This window comes from Pseudomonas sp. FP198 (genome assembly GCF_030687895.1).
GTDB lineage: Bacteria > Pseudomonadota > Gammaproteobacteria > Pseudomonadales > Pseudomonadaceae > Aquipseudomonas.
Window position 1 is genome coordinate 4614263 of record NZ_CP117452.1, and the last position, 17892, is coordinate 4632154.

Here is a 17892-nt window from a genome sequence, read left to right on the forward strand (position 1 = left end):
TACAAGCCTTTCAGGCGGTGCTCCCTTGAGAAGGAATACTTGTGGCGAGGGGATTTATCCCCGCTGGACTGCGAAGCAGTCCCCCAACTGCAACTCGGTACGCCTGTACAACAGCGTTGTTGGCATTTGGGGCTGCTTCGCAGCCCAACGGGGATAAATCCCCTCGCCACAGATAAATCCCCTCACCACAGATAATCTCCTCGCCATAGGTTCTTCTCAAAGCCATGCAGCGTCCCACAGCGGGTGATCGCCAATTCGACTCACCAGCCCGGCACGAAGCGGATTCGCAATGATGTAGCGAGCAAACGGCAACAACTCAACGTCATCTCGAATCGCACGGTCATGAAAGCCGCTTTGCCACAGCGGACCAGTGGTCCCGATCGTGTTATTGACACTGTGGGTGCATCGGGCCTTGGTAGCGCCGATGATACGACTTAGCTGACTATCCAAGATTTGCAGCAGCCAATGGAAATGGTCCGGCATCACCACCCAGGCCAAAGAGTTCACCTGGCCGGAATCATGAGCATGCTTGAATTCGGCAACCAACAGGCGTCCAAGTCTCCAATCGGAAAAAACCGGCTGGCGTTTGTGAACCACAGCAGTCACCAGATAAGCACGCCCAAGCTCTGAATAACGACCTCTGCGCAAGCGATGTGAGTTGGGGCGCGGATGCATTCCTTGCTTCCTTTTGAAAGGGTTTGAATCCAGCGTAGCCACGCCGCTGCTTTGTCGCCCCGGCAAAGGTCGAGCGAATATTCCGATACTTGCGTAGGACTTGTGGCGAGGGGATTTATCCCCGCTGGACTGCGGAGCAGTCCCCCCAACTGCAACTCGGTACGCCTGTACAACAGCGTTGTTGGCATTGGGGCTGCTTCGCAGCCCAACGGGGATAAATCCCCTCGCCACAGACATGACCGTTGCAATAATTGCAAACCTCATAGGGGAGGCTTCACCTAATGGATGCCCACAATTTCCCTCCCCCCACGCCAACCACCGTCTAAGCTTCAAGCAAGTCCGATCAATCTGCGTGAATGGATCAGTCGACTATGGGCGCTTTGTGGCAAACCGATTCGAATAAACCTGTGGTCCCGACTGAACGTATGGAAGAAGCGCCTTTACCCCCAAAAAAACGCCGCGCACGGCATGGCTGGCGAGCGTTCTGGTTGTTGTTGCTGATTATCGTCGTGGTGGTCGGCCTTGCCGTGGCCAAGGAGATGCGCACGTCCCGGTTCCAGGCCCGGGAGATCAGCCAGTACGCCGCGTCCCTGACCTATTCGGTGCAACCGGGGCCCAGCGACGCCATCGTCTACCCTGGCGCGGGTCCGTTCGACCTGCGCTTGGGCTACAGCTCGCTGGGGGAGTTCCTGCCGCGACTGATCAAGCGCGACTATGTGATCCAGGCCCAGGCCCGTTTCTCGCCAGAGCTGATGGACTATGTCGATAAAGGCCTGTTCGTGCCCTACGCGGAAAAGATCCAGGCCGGGCTAACCATCACCGATTGCCGCGCCGCGCCGGTGTATCAGTTCAAATACCCGCAACAGCTGTACGCCAGTTTCGACGCCATACCGCCGCTCGTGGTGCAGAGCCTGCTGTTTATCGAGAACCGCTTCCTGCTCGATCCCAAGCAGCCGCTGGCTAACCCGGCGGTGGACTGGCCGCGTTTCGGCATGGCGGCCTGGTCGCAAGTCGCCAAATTGCTGAGCTTGCCCGGCCAGTCGGCGGGCGGCAGCACATTGGCGACGCAGTTGGAGAAATACCGGCACTCCCCCGAGGGCCTGACCGTGTCGGGGGCGGAGAAGATCCGCCAGATGATTTCCGCCAGCGTGCGCGCCTACCAGGCCGGCCCGCAAACCCTCGAGGCCCGCCAGCGGGTCATCCGCGATTATCTCAACAGCGTGCCGCTTTCCGCTGTTCCGGGTCATGGCGAAGTCCATGGCATGGCGGAAGGACTGAGGGTCTGGTACGGCGCCGATTTCAACAAGGCCAACGAGCGCCTGTTCAGCACCGCTACCGACCCCGAGAGCCTGGCGCAGAAAGGCCTGGCCCTGCGGGAAATGCTCTCGTTGATGATCGCCCAGCGGCGGCCTTCCCATTACCTATCGAAGGGCCATGATGAACTCGCTCGCCTGACTGACAGCCACATCCGGCTGCTGGCGCAGAACGGCGTGATCGATGCGGCCCTGGCCGAAGCCGCCCTGGCGAGCAAAGTCAGTTATCGCGACTGGGTGCAGCAGCCGACGATCCAGCCCAACGAGACCAACAAGGGCATCAGCGCCGCCCGCAGTCGTCTCGCCACGCTGCTCAATCGTCCGCTGTACGACCTTGATCGCCTCGACCTGTCGGCCACCAGCACCTTGCAAAGCGAATTGCAGGCCCAGGCCACCGAGTACCTCAAGCGATTGGCCGACCCGGCGTTCGCCGCCGAGATCGGCCTGATGGGAGAGCGCCTGCTGACCCCCACCAGCACCACACAGGTGCGCTACAGCTTTACCCTGCTGGAACTGACGCCGGACGGTTCGCGCGTGCGGGTGCAGACCGACAGCACCGACCAGCCCTTCGACATCAACGAGGGCAGCAAGCTGGAACTGGGTTCCACCGCCAAGTTGCGGGTGCTGACCACCTACCTGCAGATCATCGCCGAATTGCACGAGCGCTACGCCCAACAGACCCCGGCGCAACTGAAGAAAACCGAAATCGCCGACCAGGACCGCCTCTCGCGCTGGGCGGTGGACTACCTGATCGAAAACACCGACCGCAGCCTGCCGAAAATGCTCGAAGCGGCACTCGACCGCACCTACTCCGCCAGCCCCGGCGAGGCATTTTTCACCGGCGGCGGGCTGCACACCTTTCACAACTTTCGCAGGGAAGACGACGGTCGCCTGCCGACCATGCGCGATGCCCTGCGCGAATCGATCAACCTGCCGTTCATTCGCCTGATGCGCGACCTGGTGCGCTACGCCACCTATGCCGGTCCCAACAACAGCTCCGAACTGCTCAAGGATGACAAGGACCCGCGCCGCCAGGAATACCTGGCCCAGTTCGCCGATCGCGAAGGCACCTCGTTCCTGCTCAGGTTCTGGAAGAAATACCAGAAAAAGGACACCGCCCAGCGCCTCGAAACCTTCCTCGACGGCATGCGTCCCACCGCGATCCGCCTCGCCGCCGTGCACCGCTATTTCTTTCCCAACGACAGCCAGGAGAGTTTCAACCGCTTTGTACGCGCCCATCTGAAAAATGCCAAGAGCGCCGAAAAGCTCACCGAGGAGCGTCTGCAGCGGCTCTACCAGAGCTACGGCCCTGGCGCCTATGACCTGCCGGACCAAGGCTTCATCGCCAAGGTCCACCCACTGGACCTGTGGTTGGTGGGCTACCTGCTCAACAACCCCGACGCCAAGTTCAGCCAGATCGTCAAGGCCAGCCAGTTCGAGCGTCAGGAGGTCTACAGCTGGCTGTTCAAGAGCCGGCACAAGAGTGCCCGCGACAGCCGCATCCGCACCATGCTGGAGGTCGAAGCCTTCCTGGATATCCATCAGCGCTGGCAGCAAGTCGGCTATCCGTTCGACCATCTGGTGCCGTCGCTTGCCACTGCGATCGGCAGCTCCGGCGACCGCCCCGCCGCCCTCGCGGAACTGGTAGGGACCATTCTCAACGATGGCATCCGCCAACCGGCGCTGCGTGTCGACAGCCTGCAGTTTGCCGTCGACACGCCCTACGAGACGCGACTGGTCAGCGATCCGGACAACGGCAAGCGGGTGATGCCGGTGGAAGTGGCCCGGGCCTTGCGCGGCGCCCTGTCGCAAGTGGTGGACGCCGGCACCGCGAAACGTGTCGCGGGCAGTTTCAAACTGGCCGACGGCACACCGCTGGCCATGGGCGGCAAGACCGGCACCGGCGACAACCGCATCGAAGCCGTCGGCTCAGGCGGACGGGTGATCAGTTCCAAATCGATCAACCGCACCGCCACGTTCGTGTTCTACATCGGCGACAGCCATTTCGGCACCCTGACCGCCTTCGTCCCGGGCGCCTCGGCCCAGAATTTCAAGTTCACCTCGGCCTTGCCGGTACAGGTGCTCAAGGGCATGGCGCCGTTTCTCTCGGCCTACTTGCAACCGGGCAGCCACACCCAATGTCAGCCATTGGTGACGAGCCGCTGAACAACCGCCTTTCAGCTTCTGATAACCCATCGCGCTCAACGCTGCGCCGTCGGACGAATCCGGCTGCTCGTCGGATTTATAAAAATCATGCGTGCATCGTCTAAAGATATATCTTAAGTTCTATCTTAAGAATTTCTGAGGACAGACCGATGAGAGACCCGCATTCCCACCCTCACCGCGAACACGCCGCCCACGACGGCTTCGACAAACGTGCGGCAAGCCGTGAGCGCGGCGGTCGCGGACCGCGTGTTTTCGCCGCGGGCGACCTGAAACTGCTGTTGTTGGCGCTGATTGCCGAACAACCCTGCCACGGCTATGACCTGATCCGCCGGATCGAAAGCATGTTCGACGGCGCCTACAGCCCCAGTCCCGGCGTGATCTATCCGACCCTGACCTTCCTCGAAGAAAGCGAAATGATCAGCGGCGATGCCGATGGCGGAAAAAAACGCTACAGCGTGACCGATGCCGGACGTCTATCCCTTGAAGACCAGGCCGTGGCGCTGGACGGCGTACGGATGCGCATCGAAGTCAGCAAGCGTTCGCTGCGCGGCCAGGATCGGCCGCCGGAAATCCACGAGGCGGTCCACAACCTGCGCCATGCCTTGCAGATGCACCATGGTCGCTGGAGCCCGGAAGAGATCCTGCGGGTACGCGACCTGCTCAACGACACCGCCAAAGCCATTGTCGACGGCCCTCGCCGTCCAACCGTTTCGGAGTAACAGCATGACTGAAGTCGATCCAGACACCATCCACCGCGTCAGCCACGAAATCAAACGCCGCCGCCTGCAAGTGCTGCGGGTGCAAGACCTGACACCACGCATGCGCCGCATCACCGTCGGCGGGCCGGAACTGGCCGGGTTCGTCAGCCTGGGCACGGACGATCACGTGAAGTTGCTGTTTCCGCAGAACGCCGAGGAACACGCCGCCCTGGAAAACTTCAACCCCGGCGCCGGCAAGGCCCAGGGCCCGATGCCCGAGATGCGCGACTACACCCCGCGCCGCTACGATCTGGACGCCCTGGAGCTGGAGATCGATTTCGTCCTCCACGGCGACGGCCCTGCTTCAACCTGGGCGGCCCAGGCGGCGCCCGGGCAATACCTGAACATCGCCGGGCCACGGGGCTCGATGATCGTGCCGGATATTTTCGACAGCTACTTGCTGATCGGCGACGAAACCGCCCTGCCCGCCATCGCCCGACGTCTCGAAGGCCTGGCACCCAACCGGCGGGCACTGGTGGTGGTGGAAGTGGAAAACGGTGCCGAACAGCAGATCCTTCACAGCCCGGCCCAGGTGCAGGTGATCTGGGTACTGCGCGAAGGCCACCGCGACAGCCTGCTTCGCACCGTCCTGCAGTTGGAAATGCCCGGTGGCAAGCTGTACGCCTGGGTCGCGACCGAGAGCAAAGTGTCGCGGCAGATTCGCAAAGTGTTGCTGGAGGAGAAAGGGCTGGACCAGGATTTCATCAAGGCGGTGGGGTATTGGAAGCTTGATGACAATGAGGAAGATTGAGGGTCTGGCGGTGCTGAAGTAACCTTCCTCCACTGACTGAACACAACCTCTGTGGCGAGGGGATTTATCCCCGCTGGGGTGCGAAGCGGCCCTAGAACCTAACAACCCGCTTGATCAGATAGATTGAATGATTGATTCGGGGGGCGGCTTCGCAGCCCAACGGGGATAAATCCCCTCGCCACGGTTAAAACTTCTCGCAGCCCTTTTCGACAATAACCGGATACCCCCATGCTTTTCCTGGTCGCCTACATTGGCAGCGTCGTGCTGATCAACTTCGCGTTCTCCGCCGCGCCGCACCTGGACATCATCTGGTCAGCCTGGGGCGGCCTGGTGTTCGTCCTGCGCGACATGGTGCAGACCCGCTTCGGTCATGGCGCCATCGCGGCGATGCTGGTGGCGCTGGTGCTGTCCTACGTCACCTCCGACCCAACCATCGCGCTGGCCAGCGCCACGGCATTCGCGGTGTCCGAATGCATCGACTGGCTGGTGTTCACCATCACCCGGCGCCCGTTGCACGACCGGTTGTGGATCAGCTCGGCCCTGAGCATTCCGCTGGATACCTTCATCTTTTTCGGCCTGATCGACGCCCTCACTCCAGGCGTGGTCATCACCGCGCTGCTGTCGAAATTCGCCGGGGTCACGGCCGTCTGGCTGATCATGGCCTGGCGTCTGCGCAAACAGGCCGTCGCCGGCTGACGCGGTTCATGTAAAATGCCGCGCTTTCTCCCCATGGGAAGCTCGCCCGGCGCGCGCCCCGATGATCCGCTCCTGTTTGAGGACCTTCAGATGACCCGTATCGGAACCCCATTGTCGCCCACCGCGACCCGCGTTTTGTTGTGTGGCAGCGGTGAGCTGGGCAAGGAAGTGGTAATCGAACTGCAACGCCTGGGCGTTGAAGTGATTGCCGTGGATCGCTACGCCAACGCGCCGGCCATGCAAGTGGCCCACCGCAGCCACGTGATCAACATGCTCGACGGCGCAGCCCTGCGCGCGGTGATCGAGGCCGAGAAGCCGCACTACATCGTGCCGGAAATCGAGGCCATCGCCACCGCGACCCTGGTGGAACTGGAAGCCGAAGGCTTCACCGTGATCCCTACCGCCCGCGCCGCGCAACTGACCATGAACCGCGAAGGCATCCGCCGCCTGGCCGCCGAAGAGCTGGGCCTGCCGACCTCGCCGTACTTCTTCGCCGACACCGTGGAAGACTATCGCAAGGCCGTCGAGACCCTGGGTTTCCCTTGCGTGGTCAAGCCGGTGATGAGTTCCTCGGGCAAGGGCCAGAGCCTGCTGCGCAGTGCCGATGACGTGCAGAAAGCCTGGGACTACGCCCAGGAAGGCGGCCGCGCCGGCAAGGGCCGGGTGATCATCGAAGGCTTCATCGACTTCGACTACGAAATCACCCTGCTTACCGTGCGCCACGTCGGCGGCACCACGTTCTGCGCGCCGGTCGGCCACCGTCAGGAAAAGGGCGATTACCAGGAATCCTGGCAGCCACAGGCCATGAGCCCGGTGGCCCTGGCCGAATCCGAGCGCGTCGCCAAGGCAGTGACCGAGGCCTTGGGTGGTCGTGGCCTGTTTGGCGTCGAACTGTTCATCAAGGGTGACCAGGTGTGGTTCAGCGAAGTTTCGCCGCGCCCGCACGACACCGGCCTGGTGACGCTGATCTCCCAGGACCTGTCGCAATTCGCCCTGCACGCCCGCGCCATTCTGGGCCTGCCGATTCCGCTGATCCGCCAGTTCGGCCCATCGGCTTCGGCGGTGATTCTGGTGGAAGGCCAGTCGACGCAGACCGCCTTCGCCAACCTCGGCGCCGCCCTGAGCGAACCGGACACCGCCCTGCGCCTGTTCGGCAAGCCGGAAGTCAACGGCCAGCGCCGCCTGGGCGTGGCCCTGGCCCGCGACGAATCCATCGAAGCCGCCCGCGCCAAGGCAACCCGTGCTTCGCAGGCGGTCGAGATCGAACTCTAAAACCCCAAGGCTAAGCACAATCCTTGTGGCTAGAGGACTCATCTGTGGCGAGGGGATTTATCCCCGCTGGGCTGCGCAGCGGCCCTAAAACCAGACAACTCGTTGGATCAGACAGATTGGGGTAACTGTTCTGAGGGGGCTGCTTCGCAGCCCAGCGGGGATAAATCCCCTCGCCACAAAAGCGTGTTGTGTACACAAAGGCCAGTGTGAAATCGAAGTATTAAAAAAGGCGACACCCGCAAGGGTGTCGCCTTTTTCTTGAGCGCGGTTCTGCTTAATCCGGCAGCTTGTAGGCGATTACATAATCGCCCTGCTTGGTCCCCAGCGAGCCATGGCCGCCGGCTACGACCAGCACGTATTGCTTGCCGTCCTTGCCGGTGTAGGTCATCGGCGTGGTCTGGGCGCCGGCGGGCAGGCGGCCTTCCCACAGCTGCTTGCCGTTCTTCACGTCATAGGCGCGCAGGTACTGGTCAAGCGTGCCGCTCAGGAACGCCAGGCCACTGGCGGTGGTGAATGTGCCGCCCAGGCTCGGAACGCCCATGCTCAGCGGGATCGGAACCGGCGAGCTGTCGCGCACGGTGCCGTTCTTGTGCTTCCACAGGGTCTTGTTGTTGGTCAGGTCGACGGCCGCCACATAACCCCAGGCCGGCGCCTGGCAAGGCAGGCCCATTGGCGAAAGCAGCGCCTCGAGGATCACGCCGTACGGCGCGCCCTTGTTCGGCTGCACGCCTTCGGTTTCGCTCTTGCGACCCGGGCCACCGGCCACTTCCGCCGCCGGCACCAGTTTCGACTTGAACGCCATGTAGCTCGGGTTGACGAAAGCGATCTGGCGCACCGGATCCACCGAGATACCGCCCCAGTCGAACACACCGAAGTTGCCTGGATAGACGATCGAGCCCTGCAATGACGGCGGTGTGAACATGCCCTCGTAGCGCAGCGACTTGAAGTCGATCCGGCACAACATCTGGTCAAACGGCGTCACGCCCCACATGTCGCGTTCCTGGAGGACCGGCGGCACGAAGTTCAGGTCGGACATCGGTTGGGTCGGCGAAGTGAAGTCGCCTTCCACCGCGCCTTGCGGTACCGGGATCTCCTTGATCGGCACGATCGGCTGGCCGTTGCTGCGGTCCAGCACGTAGATGCTGCCCTGCTTGGTCGAAGCCAGCACGGCCGGTTTCACGCCGTCAGCAGTCTTGAGGTCCATCAGGGTCGGCTGGCCGCCGACGTCCATGTCCCACAGGTCGTGGTGGGTGAACTGGAAGTACCAGCGCACCTTGCCGGTGGCGATGTCCAGTGCAGTCAGGCCGGCAGCGTATTTTTCCGACTCGGGCGTGCGGAAACCACCGAACTGGTCGGGCGTCTGGTTGCCCATCGGCAGGTAGAGCATGCCGAGTTTTTCGTCGACGCTGAACATTGACCACATGTTTGGCGAGTTGCGCGTGTAGGTCTGGCCTTCGGCAATCGGCGTGGTGTCGTCCGGGTTGCCGCTGTCCCAGTTCCATACCAGCTTGCCGGTGTGCACGTCGTAGGCACGGATGACACCGCTCGGCTCGTCGGTGGAAACGTTATCGGTAACGTGGCCGCCGATCACGACCAGGTTCTGGGTGACCGCCGGTGGCGAGGTGGAGTAGTAACCGCCGGCGGTGAAACCACCGATGTTGGCGGTCAGGTCGACCTGGCCCTTGTCGCCGAAGTCTTCGCACATCTTGCCGGTATCGGCGTTGAGGGCGATCAGGCGAGTGTCGGCGGTTGGCAGGAAGATCCGCCGTGGGCACACGGTGCTGGCCGGCGTGGTGCTGGCGGCGCCGGTCGGGCTCTGCTCGGCCGAGGCGTACACGGCGTCATCGTGATAGCTCACGCCGCGGCAGGTCATGTGGGCCCAACCCTTGAAGTTTTCCGCATTCTGCGTGGAAAGCTTCGGATCGAAACGCCAGATTTCCTTGCCGGTTTCTGGCTCCAGCGCAATCACCTGGCTGTGCGGCGTGCACACGTAGAGCATGCCGTTGGCCTTGAGCGGGGTGTTTTCAGCGGTGGTCTCGCCCGGGTCGTTCGGCCCTGGCAGGTCACCGGTGCGGAACGTCCAGGCTTCCTTCAACTGGCTGACGTTCTGCGGGGTGATCTGCGCCAGCGGCGAATAACGGTCGCCATGGGCGCTGCGGCCGTAGGAATTCCAGTCCCCGTCCGGCATCGCCGGTGCGGTGTTGGCCATGCCCGGCACGCTGTCGCGGTCCAGTTGGCCCTTGATTTCACCCGGGTTGGTGAACTGGCTGGCGAGCGCGGCGATACCAGCGATGATTACCGCGGCGCCCAATGCGCGGGTGCCCATCGGCGACGCATCGGCAGTCAGCAACGGGCGGCGGAACCATGGCAGCAGCATGACGATGCCCAGGGCGAACAGCATCGCCAGGCGCGGCACCAGTTGCCACCAGTCCAGGCCCACTTCCCACAGGGCCCACACGGTACTGGCGAACAGCACCAGCGCGTACAACCCCAACGCCGCACGGCGAGCCAGGATCAGCAGGACGCCGGTCAGCGCCAGGCCGATACCGGCCAGCAGGTAATACAGCGAGCCGCCGAGCGTGCTCAGCTTGATTCCCCCGGCCAACAGGGCCAGGCCCATCAATAGAAGCAGAATGCCGAGCAGGCTCGGTAGCAGACGGCTTCGACTCAAAGCACCCTCAGTGCTCATAGTGTGTATCTCCGTGACGTTTTAAAGAGTCCCGCGCAAGGTGTCACTTTAGATGACGATCCTGACGGGGCATGGTTCAGTTGAAAAAAGCAAATTCGGTTGCCGCGATCCCCTGTGGGAGCGAGCTTGCTCGCGATGGCGGCGTGTCAGTCGGCTTCAATGTTTGCTGTGCAGTCGCTATCGCGAGCAAGCTCGCTCCCACAGGAACTCATTAAGACAGCGCTGTCTTTCAGGGTCAGGACATTGAGCGTTGTTTGGATCTTTCAATGGGAATAGCTGTAACGCAGAGGCTCTGGCACGCCAGAAGAAGCGTTTCATCAGGCGGCGCAAGGATAATGTCCTGTTACAAATAGAGAAAGTGCTTTTGCTGACATGGATCATCTCGGATTCGGTAACAGTGTGCCCAGCCTCACGAAGCTATGATGGAAGCCATACTTCCACCCAACGGGCACCTCGGCTAAGGTGCGCGGCTTTACACTTCTTCATGCAAAGGCCCGCCATGACCGAACCGAACGACAACCCACTGCACGGCGTGACGCTGGAGCAGATCCTCAATGCCCTGGTGCAACACTACGAGTGGTCGGGCCTGGCCGAACGCATCGATATCCGCTGCTTCAAGAGCGACCCCAGCATCAAGTCGAGCCTGACTTTCCTGCGCAAGACGCCGTGGGCGCGGGAAAAAGTCGAGCGCCTGTACATCAAGCTGATGCGCACGAAACGGCCGGTCTGAGTCGTGGGCGTTGGAATCCCCTTGCGGCGCGGTTTCGTCTCGATAGCGGCACTGCTTGGCTGGGCGGGACTGAGCATCCAGTTGTATCTGATTCTGCTCGGGCGTTGGGAGCTGGGCGCGAGCCTGCTGGGCGGGCTGGTGAATTGCTTCAGTTTTTTCACGGTGTTGACCAATACGCTGGTGGCCGTGGTGCTGAGCTTCGAACTGACCCACCGCGATTCAGCGGCGCGACGCTGGTTCCTCGGGCCAGCGGTGCGCAGCGGCATCGCCGTGAGTATCGCCCTGGTCGGGCTGGCCTACAGCTTGCTGCTGCGCCATCTCTGGCAACCCGAAGGCTGGCAGTTCATCGCCGACGAACTGCTGCACGACGTGATGCCCGTGCTGTTCATCGGCTACTGGTGGTTCTGCGTGCCCAAGGGCAGCTTGCGCCTGCGCCACATCGGGCTGTGGATACTTTATCCCTTGGTGTACTTCGGTTATATCCTGCTGCGCGGCAATCTGCTGGCGGCCTACCCCTACCCTTTCATTGATGTGGCGACTCTGGGTTATCCACAGGTGCTGATCAACGCCGGGGGGATATTGGCGGGGTTTGTCGGGATTGCGCTGGGGGTGGTGGGATTGGATTGGTGGCTGGGGCGGCGGGCAGCTAAAGCCTAGTGAATGCTTTTGTGGCGAGGGAGCTTGCTCCCGCTGGGTCGCGCAGCGGCCCCAAAACATGCAACTCAATCTGCCTGTAGTACCGGGCTGTCTGGTTTCAGGGCCGCTGCGCCCGAAGCGTCGGACCGGCCCAGCGGGAGCAAGCTCCCTCGCCACAGAGGCGTAATCACAATCAAGGTTTTGCCGGCAACATCCACACCAACCCACTGGCCTTGGCCCGTTCGTGACACAACGCCAGGACGCCGCGCCGCTCTTCATTGTCCATCCGGCTCCAGCGGGTGATTTCCACCACGGTGCGCTGGCAGCCGGTGCAGATGTCGTCATCATCCAGCGCGCAGATGTTCACGCAGGGCGATGGAACCGGACGTTCAGCCGGGTTCATTGTTCTTGCTCGACCAAGTCGCGGGCATAACGCTGCGAGTTGTGTACATAGTGGGCCGCGCTGGCTTCGAGCATCTTCTTCTGGGCCTCGGTCAGCTCGCGCACGACCTTGCCCGGCGAGCCCATCACCAGCGAACCGTCGGGAATCTCCTTGCCTTCGCCAATCAGCGAGTTGGCGCCGATGATGCAATTCCTGCCGATCTTCGCGCCATTGAGGATCACCGCGTTGATGCCGATCAGGCTGTAGTCTCCCACCGTGCAGCCGTGGAGCATCGCGTTGTGGCCGATGGTCACGCCGGTGCCGATGGTCAGCGGGAAGCCCATGTCGGTGTGCATCACGGTGCCGTCCTGCACGTTGCTGTTCCTGCCGATCAGGATCAGTTCGTTGTCGCCGCGCAGCACGGCGTTGAACCAGACGTTGGCGCCTTCTTCAAGGCGGACCTTGCCCACCAGCGTGGCGTTGGGCGCGACCCAGCTCTGTGGGTGGGTTTCGACACGGGCATCGCCCAGGCGGTATTTCATGGGAGTCCTCGGGGCGTCAGGTATTGATGAAACTCTTGGGTGGTGTGTGCAGGTCGATACCCGCGTCGTACAGCAGGTTGACCAGCTCGACGATCATGATCGCCGTCAGGCCCCAGATCTTGTATTCGCCGAAGCGATAACTGGGCACGTACCAGCTGCGCCCCTGATAATCGATGCGGTGGGTGTGTTCGCGCGGGTCCTTGCGGAAAAACTCCAGCGGCACGCTGAAGACCGCGGCGATCTCGGCATCATTGGCTTGGTACTCGACGTAATCGGGAATCACCCCGACATAGGGGGTGACCTTGATGCCATGCAGGGAAATCAGTGGGCTGAGGGGGCCGATCACTTCCACCAGGCCAGGCGGCAGGCCGATTTCCTCTTCGGCTTCGCGCAGGGCGGTGAAGATCAGGTCCGGGTCTTCGGGGTCGCGGCGCCCGCCAGGGAAAGCCACTTCGCCGCCATGGGTCGAGAGCCCGCTGGCGCGCAAAGTCAGGACCAGTTCCGGCTCGTCGCTGCGGGTGATCGGCACCAGCACCGCCGCTTCAGGGAAACGCCGATCGGTCTCCAGATCGCGCGGCGTATGGTTGCTTACTCGATGCAGTAGCTCGTCCAGCATGAGACTTCTCGATTTATTCGCTGCCTAGCATCATGCACCAATCAGCCAAGCGGCCCAAGCCCCGGGACCACGTCATGTCGCGAAACGACAACTTGCCGATACCCGCCCGCACACGCCAAGATAGGCGCAGCCTTCAGGAATCCAAGCATGAAATTCTGCAGCCAGTGCGGTAACCCGGTGACCCAGCGCATACCCGAGGGCGACTCGCGCCTGCGCTTCGTCTGCGACACCTGCCACACCGTCCATTATCAGAACCCCAATATCGTTGCCGGATGTGTACCGACCTGGGGCAGCAAAGTCCTTTTGTGCCGCCGCGCCATCGAACCGCGCCGCGGTTATTGGACGTTGCCGGCGGGCTTCATGGAAAACGGCGAAACCGTCGAACAGGCCGCCGTGCGCGAAACCGCCGAGGAAGCCTGCGCCCGGGTGCGAAACCTGAGCATCTATACGCTGATCGACGTACCGCACATCAGCCAGGTGCACGTATTCTTCCGCGCCGAGCTGGTCGACATGGATTTTGCCGCCGGGCCCGAGAGCCTGGAAGTGCAGCTTTTCGAAGAAACCGAGATTCCCTGGGACGAGCTGGCTTTCCGCACGGTGGGCCGTACCCTAGAATACTTTTACGCTGACCGGAGGGCCGAGGATTACCCGGTGCGATCCGAGTCGATACCGCCGCTGGCCCAGCCCGCCAATACCTGAACATCAATATAGTCGCGACACCTCTAGGGATATCGTTTTAATGCGCTGGTTGCTTGTCCTGTTCTGCCTGTCGTTCACCGCTGTGTCCCAAGCCGCCGCCGTGGGAACCTATAACGGCAAGGTCATTGAAAAAGTCCTGGTGCTGAAGTCCGCCCATCAATTGCAATTGATCAACGACGGCAAGCCGCTCAAGACCTATCGCATCTCCCTGGGCAAGGGCGCCAAGAAAGGCCCCAAGCTGATCGAAGGCGACAAGCGCACCCCCGAGGGTTTCTACTGGCTGGACTGGCGCAAGACCAGCGAGCGCTTCTACCTGTCGATGCACATTTCCTACCCCAACATCAGCGACGCCGCCCGCGCCCGCCGCGAAGGCGTGGAGCCGGGGGGGATGATCATGATCCATGGCACGCCGGATTCGGAGGAGAACCCCGAGCAGTTGTTCCATACGCTGGACTGGACCGATGGCTGCATCGCCATGCGCAATGTGGATATGCGTGAGGTGTGGAACCTGGTACCGGATGGGACGATGATCGAGATTCGCCCGTAACCCCATTTCCCTGTGGCGAGAAAGCTCTTGTGGCGAGGGAGCTTGCTCCCGCTGGGCTGCGCAGCAGCCCCAAAGCAGCAAACCCATTCTGCCTGACACACCGCACTGTCAGGTTTCAGGGCCGCTTCGCAACTCTGATCCGGGATGTTTCCCACATAATTCCGGGTAGTCTTTTTGGGAGTTGAATTGGGTACATATCCGTTGCTGCGGTCACGGCCAGCAATGGTTCCGCTTTTACAGCGGGTCACTTTTGGAAAGAGCGCCAAAAGTAACCAAAAACGCTCTGCCCCACCACTCGGCACCTCGCCAAGGCTCGGTGTGCCCTCACTCCGGCATTGCTCCGTGGGCCCGCCGCGAAGGGCCGTCCCTGGCCCAGCGCGGCTATCCCGGCATCCATGCCGGGATGCTCACTGCGCAATGCCTGCGTTCGGCCAGCGTGGTTAACGGGGCGCCGAAATCAACGTCCACCGCGAGGCGGCCTGAAGCCGACCTGACTCTTGATGGAATCGCATTTCTCCTGTGGGAGCGAGCCTGCTCGCGAAGAGGCCATTACTTATGGCATCAAGTTCGAAGCTCGACTCGATCCAAGGCCTTGTTTGTCAGCAACTCCCCCAGTTCAATCATCTGCACCACTCCCAATGCTACGTGCCGTCGTGAGCCTTCCAGATTGAACGCCAGGTCGCTGAGCATTGCATTGGCCGAGGCCAGGGTTTCGCTGAGGTTGGCTAGCAGGGTTTCGGTGTCGATGCTGTCTGTCACGTTGAACAGTTGGGTCGAGGATTGGGGGTCTGAATCGCTGTCGTCGGGCTTGGGATTCTGGTCCATAGCGCGATCGGCGGGGTTTGGCGGGTTTGGGGTTTCTTTGATCATTTGCAGCTCCTCATTTTTGACGGAGCCACCACCCTTCGCGGTCAAACGAAAAAGTGGCGACTGTACGCGGGTTGACCGACCGGGAAATAAGGCAAACCGGCACGTCCGAAGACGTCCCACGCACAGCCGCCGCGACACGATACCTCAGACGAAAGAAAAACACCTGAAATAGGCCTTGGAGCACTGACGCGCCTTATTGATTCGGACGGTCAAATCCGAGTCGCTGAATTGGCAGCGACACCCTGAGGCTAGCTGCCTGACTTCCGAGGGACAACCTTAAAAACATGTCGGAAATTTCGGGGCGTCTGACAGCCCCTCCATCTGTTCAGGGATGTTTCCCACAGATTCCGGGTAGTCTTTTTAGGAGTTGAATTGGGTACATATCCGTTGCTGCGGTCACGGCTGGTAATGGTTCCGCTTTTACAGCGGCTCACTTTTAAGAGGCGCAAAAGTAAGCAAAACGCCTTTGCCCCACCACTCGGCACCTCGCCTAGGCTCGGTGTGCCCTCACTCCGGCATTGCTCCGTGGGCCCGCCGCGAAGGGCCGTCCCTGGCCCAGCGCGGCTATCCCGGCATCCATGCCGGGATGCCCACTGCACAATGCCTGCGTTCGGCCAGCGTGGTTAACGGGGCGCCGAAATCAACGTCCACCGCGAGGCGGCCTTATAGCCGACCTGGTTCTTGCTGGGGTCCGCGCTCCTTCTGTGGGAGCGAGCCTGCTCGCGAAGAGGCCGGCACTACCAACATCTTCATCAACTGAATTCCACCTTCGCGAGCAGGCTCGCTCCCACACTGGATTTTCAGAAATCCGCAGAATCTATGTACGCCGCACCATACTGTGGGAACGAGCTTGCTCGCGAAGAGGCCGGTACATCCAATATTTTCATTGACTGACACTCCGCCTTCGCGAGCAGGCTCGCTCCCACACTGGATTTTCAGGAAGCCGCAGAATCTATGTACGCCGCACCATACTGTGGGAACGAGCTTGCTCGCGAAGAGGCCGGTACATCCAATATTTTCATTGACTGACACTCCGCCTTCGCGAGCAGGCTCGCTCCCACACTGGATTTTCAGGAAGCCGCAGAATCTATGTACGCCACACCATACTGTGGGAGCGAGCTTGCTCGCGAAGAGGCCGGCACGGCCAACATCTTCATCAACTGAAATTCCGCCTTCGCGAGCAGGCTCGCTCCCACAGTTGGATCGAAGTACAACCGCCAAAGACGGGCCGGCTCTTGCTCTTGCTCTTGCTGTGCTTTTGACTTTGATCTCAGCGCCCCGTTAACCACGATGGCCGAACGCAGGCGTTGCGCCGTGGGCACCTCGGCAAGGATGCCGAGGTAGCCGCGCTGGGCCAGGGACGGCCCTTCGCGGCGGGCCCACGGAGCAATGCCGGAGTGAGGGCACACCGAGCCCAGGCGAGGTGCCGAGTGGTGGGGCAAAGCCTTTTTGGTTACTTTTTTGGCGTCTGAAAAAAGTGACCCGCCGTAAGGGCGGAACCCTAAGCAGCCGTTACCGCAGCAACGGATATACACGCCGCCCCCCCACCGATCGCAAAAAAATAAATATCAAATCCCATAATTTACAACCCATGCATACCACTGCCCCCCTGAAACCACCACCCAACGCCGTACGCTCACACACCCTCCTCCGCCCTCTAATACCACTTAAAGCCAACCCCCTCAAAACACCCCAGAAACACGCCAAAACCAACCAGAACCCACGTTGACATGGTATTCAAGTGGTATTAGCTTCCACCCAACTTACCGAGCGACAACGCCCATAAAAACCGCATCGGACACCCACATGAACGACATCCAGACCCTGCGCCCCGACGACACCCAACCCACCCCGCTCTACCTGCAACTGGCCCGCAACCTGGAAGCCGCCATCCACGCCGGCCAATGGAAAGCCGAGCAGGCAATGCCGTCCGAGCGCAGCTTGAGCGAACAACTGGGCATCTCCCGAGTCACCGCCCGCAAGGCACTGGAAGTGCTGTTCGAGCAAGGCCTGATCCGCCGCAACCAGGGTTCGGGCACGTTCATCACCCCGCGCCTGGAACAACCGCTGTCACGCCTCAGCGGCTTCAGCGAGATGCTCCGGCTCAAGGGCTTTGTGCCCGGTTCGCAATGGCTGGAACGCGAGATCACCCCGCCGACCCACGAAGAACTGATCCGCCTGGGCCTGTCGCCCACCGACAAAGTCGCGCGGCTCAAGCGCTTGCGCAAGGCCGATGACACGGTCATGGCGATCGAAATGAGCACGCTGCCGGCATCGATCATTCCCAAGCCACAGGCGGTGGGCGATTCGCTGTACGAGTTCCTCGATGGCATTGGCAAACCGGTCGTTCGCGCGCTGCAACACATCCAGGCAATCAACGCTTCCGATGAATTCGCCGCCCTGGTGGGCATCGCTCCCGGCACCGCGATGTTGCTGATGACGCGGGTCGGCTACCTGGAGGACAACACGCCCATCGAAGTCACCGACACCTATTGCCGTAACGACTACTACGACTTTGTCGCCGAGCTGCGGCGCTAGAGACCAGAGAAT

Annotated in this window: 16 protein-coding genes; 10 read left to right on the forward strand and 6 right to left on the reverse strand. The window is 61.5% G+C overall.

Features of this window, described 5'->3' with window-relative positions:
* Positions 1 to 216 precede the first annotated feature (216 nt).
* Positions 217 to 675: a transposase gene (locus PSH78_RS21040; protein ID WP_305496508.1), complete on the reverse strand. Its 459-nt coding sequence runs from the start codon at positions 673 to 675 to the stop codon at positions 217 to 219.
* A 371-nt stretch (positions 676 to 1046) separates the two neighbouring features.
* Between PSH78_RS21040 and PSH78_RS21045 the strand changes: the two genes are divergently transcribed.
* The 5 genes from PSH78_RS21045 (at position 1047) to purT (ending at position 7631) form a co-directional block, all read left to right on the forward strand.
* Positions 1047 to 4154 (forward strand): transglycosylase domain-containing protein, encoded by a 3108-nt coding sequence (locus PSH78_RS21045; protein WP_305496510.1) that lies wholly within the window; start codon positions 1047 to 1049, stop codon positions 4152 to 4154.
* 149 nt (positions 4155 to 4303) lie between these two features.
* The gene (locus PSH78_RS21050; protein WP_305496513.1) at positions 4304 to 4873 is read left to right on the forward strand and encodes a PadR family transcriptional regulator; all 570 of its coding nucleotides are present in this window, start codon (positions 4304 to 4306) and stop codon (positions 4871 to 4873) included.
* A 4-nt stretch (positions 4874 to 4877) separates the two neighbouring features.
* The gene (locus tag PSH78_RS21055; protein ID WP_305496514.1) at positions 4878 to 5663 is read left to right on the forward strand and encodes a siderophore-interacting protein; all 786 of its coding nucleotides are present in this window, start codon (positions 4878 to 4880) and stop codon (positions 5661 to 5663) included.
* A gap of 228 nt (positions 5664 to 5891) precedes the next feature.
* The gene (locus PSH78_RS21060) at positions 5892 to 6359 is read left to right on the forward strand and encodes a VUT family protein (RefSeq protein ID WP_305496515.1); all 468 of its coding nucleotides are present in this window, start codon (positions 5892 to 5894) and stop codon (positions 6357 to 6359) included.
* 90 nt (positions 6360 to 6449) lie between these two features.
* Positions 6450 to 7631, forward strand: a complete 1182-nt coding sequence (purT, locus tag PSH78_RS21065; RefSeq protein WP_305496516.1) for a formate-dependent phosphoribosylglycinamide formyltransferase — start codon at positions 6450 to 6452, stop codon at positions 7629 to 7631.
* Positions 7632 to 7905: 274 nt separating this feature from the next.
* On the opposite strand, the gene PSH78_RS21070 is transcribed toward purT, so the two are convergent.
* The gene (locus PSH78_RS21070; RefSeq protein ID WP_305496518.1) at positions 7906 to 10320 is read right to left on the reverse strand and encodes a glucose/quinate/shikimate family membrane-bound PQQ-dependent dehydrogenase; all 2415 of its coding nucleotides are present in this window, start codon (positions 10318 to 10320) and stop codon (positions 7906 to 7908) included.
* A gap of 499 nt (positions 10321 to 10819) precedes the next feature.
* Between PSH78_RS21070 and PSH78_RS21075 the strand changes: the two genes are divergently transcribed.
* On the forward strand, positions 10820 to 11050 hold the full coding sequence (locus tag PSH78_RS21075; RefSeq protein ID WP_305496520.1) for a VF530 family protein: 231 nt from the start codon (positions 10820 to 10822) through the stop codon (positions 11048 to 11050).
* A 3-nt stretch (positions 11051 to 11053) separates the two neighbouring features.
* On the forward strand, positions 11054 to 11707 hold the full coding sequence (locus PSH78_RS21080; protein ID WP_305496522.1) for a Pr6Pr family membrane protein: 654 nt from the start codon (positions 11054 to 11056) through the stop codon (positions 11705 to 11707).
* Positions 11708 to 11879: 172 nt separating this feature from the next.
* Here the strand turns inward: PSH78_RS21080 and PSH78_RS21085 are convergent, their stop codons facing one another.
* The 3 genes from PSH78_RS21085 to PSH78_RS21095 are packed head-to-tail and all read right to left on the reverse strand — an operon-like array spanning position 11880 to position 13226.
* The gene (locus tag PSH78_RS21085; protein ID WP_305496525.1) at positions 11880 to 12089 is read right to left on the reverse strand and encodes a DUF1289 domain-containing protein; all 210 of its coding nucleotides are present in this window, start codon (positions 12087 to 12089) and stop codon (positions 11880 to 11882) included.
* Positions 12086 to 12610 carry a gamma carbonic anhydrase family protein gene (locus PSH78_RS21090; RefSeq protein WP_305496527.1) on the reverse strand — a complete coding sequence of 175 codons (525 nt, stop codon included), beginning with the start codon at positions 12608 to 12610 and terminating at the stop codon, positions 12086 to 12088. The genes PSH78_RS21085 and PSH78_RS21090 overlap by 4 nt, the downstream gene beginning before the upstream one ends.
* 16 nt (positions 12611 to 12626) lie before the next feature.
* Positions 12627 to 13226 carry a CoA pyrophosphatase gene (locus tag PSH78_RS21095; RefSeq protein ID WP_305496529.1) on the reverse strand — a complete coding sequence of 200 codons (600 nt, stop codon included), beginning with the start codon at positions 13224 to 13226 and terminating at the stop codon, positions 12627 to 12629.
* Between the two features lie 147 nt (positions 13227 to 13373).
* Here PSH78_RS21095 and PSH78_RS21100 point away from each other — a divergent pair, with 147 nt between their 5' ends.
* Both PSH78_RS21100 and PSH78_RS21105 read left to right on the forward strand, forming a co-directional pair.
* Positions 13374 to 13925 carry an NUDIX hydrolase gene (locus PSH78_RS21100; RefSeq protein ID WP_305496530.1) on the forward strand — a complete coding sequence of 184 codons (552 nt, stop codon included), beginning with the start codon at positions 13374 to 13376 and terminating at the stop codon, positions 13923 to 13925.
* 40 nt (positions 13926 to 13965) lie between these two features.
* The gene (locus PSH78_RS21105) at positions 13966 to 14472 is read left to right on the forward strand and encodes a murein L,D-transpeptidase family protein (RefSeq protein ID WP_305496533.1); all 507 of its coding nucleotides are present in this window, start codon (positions 13966 to 13968) and stop codon (positions 14470 to 14472) included.
* Between the two features lie 561 nt (positions 14473 to 15033).
* Here the strand turns inward: PSH78_RS21105 and PSH78_RS21110 are convergent.
* The gene (locus PSH78_RS21110; protein ID WP_305496535.1) at positions 15034 to 15342 is read right to left on the reverse strand and encodes a DUF6124 family protein; all 309 of its coding nucleotides are present in this window, start codon (positions 15340 to 15342) and stop codon (positions 15034 to 15036) included.
* Between the two features lie 1782 nt (positions 15343 to 17124).
* On the opposite strand from PSH78_RS21110, the gene PSH78_RS21115 reads away from it, so the two are divergent.
* Positions 17125 to 17880, forward strand: a complete 756-nt coding sequence (locus tag PSH78_RS21115; protein ID WP_370871137.1) for a GntR family transcriptional regulator — start codon at positions 17125 to 17127, stop codon at positions 17878 to 17880.
* The last annotated feature ends 12 nt before the right edge of the window (positions 17881 to 17892 follow it).

Bases quoted from the DNA above. Each gene is read 5' to 3' on its own strand.
- PSH78_RS21040 (WP_305496508.1), bottom strand. From the start codon at position 675: ATGCATCCGCGCCCCAACTCACATCGCTTGCGCAGAGGTCGTTATTCA.
- PSH78_RS21045 (WP_305496510.1), top strand. From the start codon at position 1,047: ATGGGCGCTTTGTGGCAAACCGATTCGAATAAACCTGTGGTCCCGACT.
- PSH78_RS21050 (WP_305496513.1), top strand. From the start codon at position 4,304: ATGAGAGACCCGCATTCCCACCCTCACCGCGAACACGCCGCCCACGAC.
- PSH78_RS21055 (WP_305496514.1), top strand. From the start codon at position 4,878: ATGACTGAAGTCGATCCAGACACCATCCACCGCGTCAGCCACGAAATC.
- PSH78_RS21060 (WP_305496515.1), top strand. From the start codon at position 5,892: ATGCTTTTCCTGGTCGCCTACATTGGCAGCGTCGTGCTGATCAACTTC.
- purT (WP_305496516.1), top strand. From the start codon at position 6,450: ATGACCCGTATCGGAACCCCATTGTCGCCCACCGCGACCCGCGTTTTG.
- PSH78_RS21070 (WP_305496518.1), bottom strand. From the start codon at position 10,320: ATGAGCACTGAGGGTGCTTTGAGTCGAAGCCGTCTGCTACCGAGCCTG.
- PSH78_RS21075 (WP_305496520.1), top strand. From the start codon at position 10,820: ATGACCGAACCGAACGACAACCCACTGCACGGCGTGACGCTGGAGCAG.
- PSH78_RS21085 (WP_305496525.1), bottom strand. From the start codon at position 12,089: ATGAACCCGGCTGAACGTCCGGTTCCATCGCCCTGCGTGAACATCTGC.
- PSH78_RS21090 (WP_305496527.1), bottom strand. From the start codon at position 12,610: ATGAAATACCGCCTGGGCGATGCCCGTGTCGAAACCCACCCACAGAGC.
- PSH78_RS21095 (WP_305496529.1), bottom strand. From the start codon at position 13,226: ATGCTGGACGAGCTACTGCATCGAGTAAGCAACCATACGCCGCGCGAT.
- PSH78_RS21100 (WP_305496530.1), top strand. From the start codon at position 13,374: ATGAAATTCTGCAGCCAGTGCGGTAACCCGGTGACCCAGCGCATACCC.
- PSH78_RS21105 (WP_305496533.1), top strand. From the start codon at position 13,966: ATGCGCTGGTTGCTTGTCCTGTTCTGCCTGTCGTTCACCGCTGTGTCC.
- PSH78_RS21110 (WP_305496535.1), bottom strand. From the start codon at position 15,342: ATGATCAAAGAAACCCCAAACCCGCCAAACCCCGCCGATCGCGCTATG.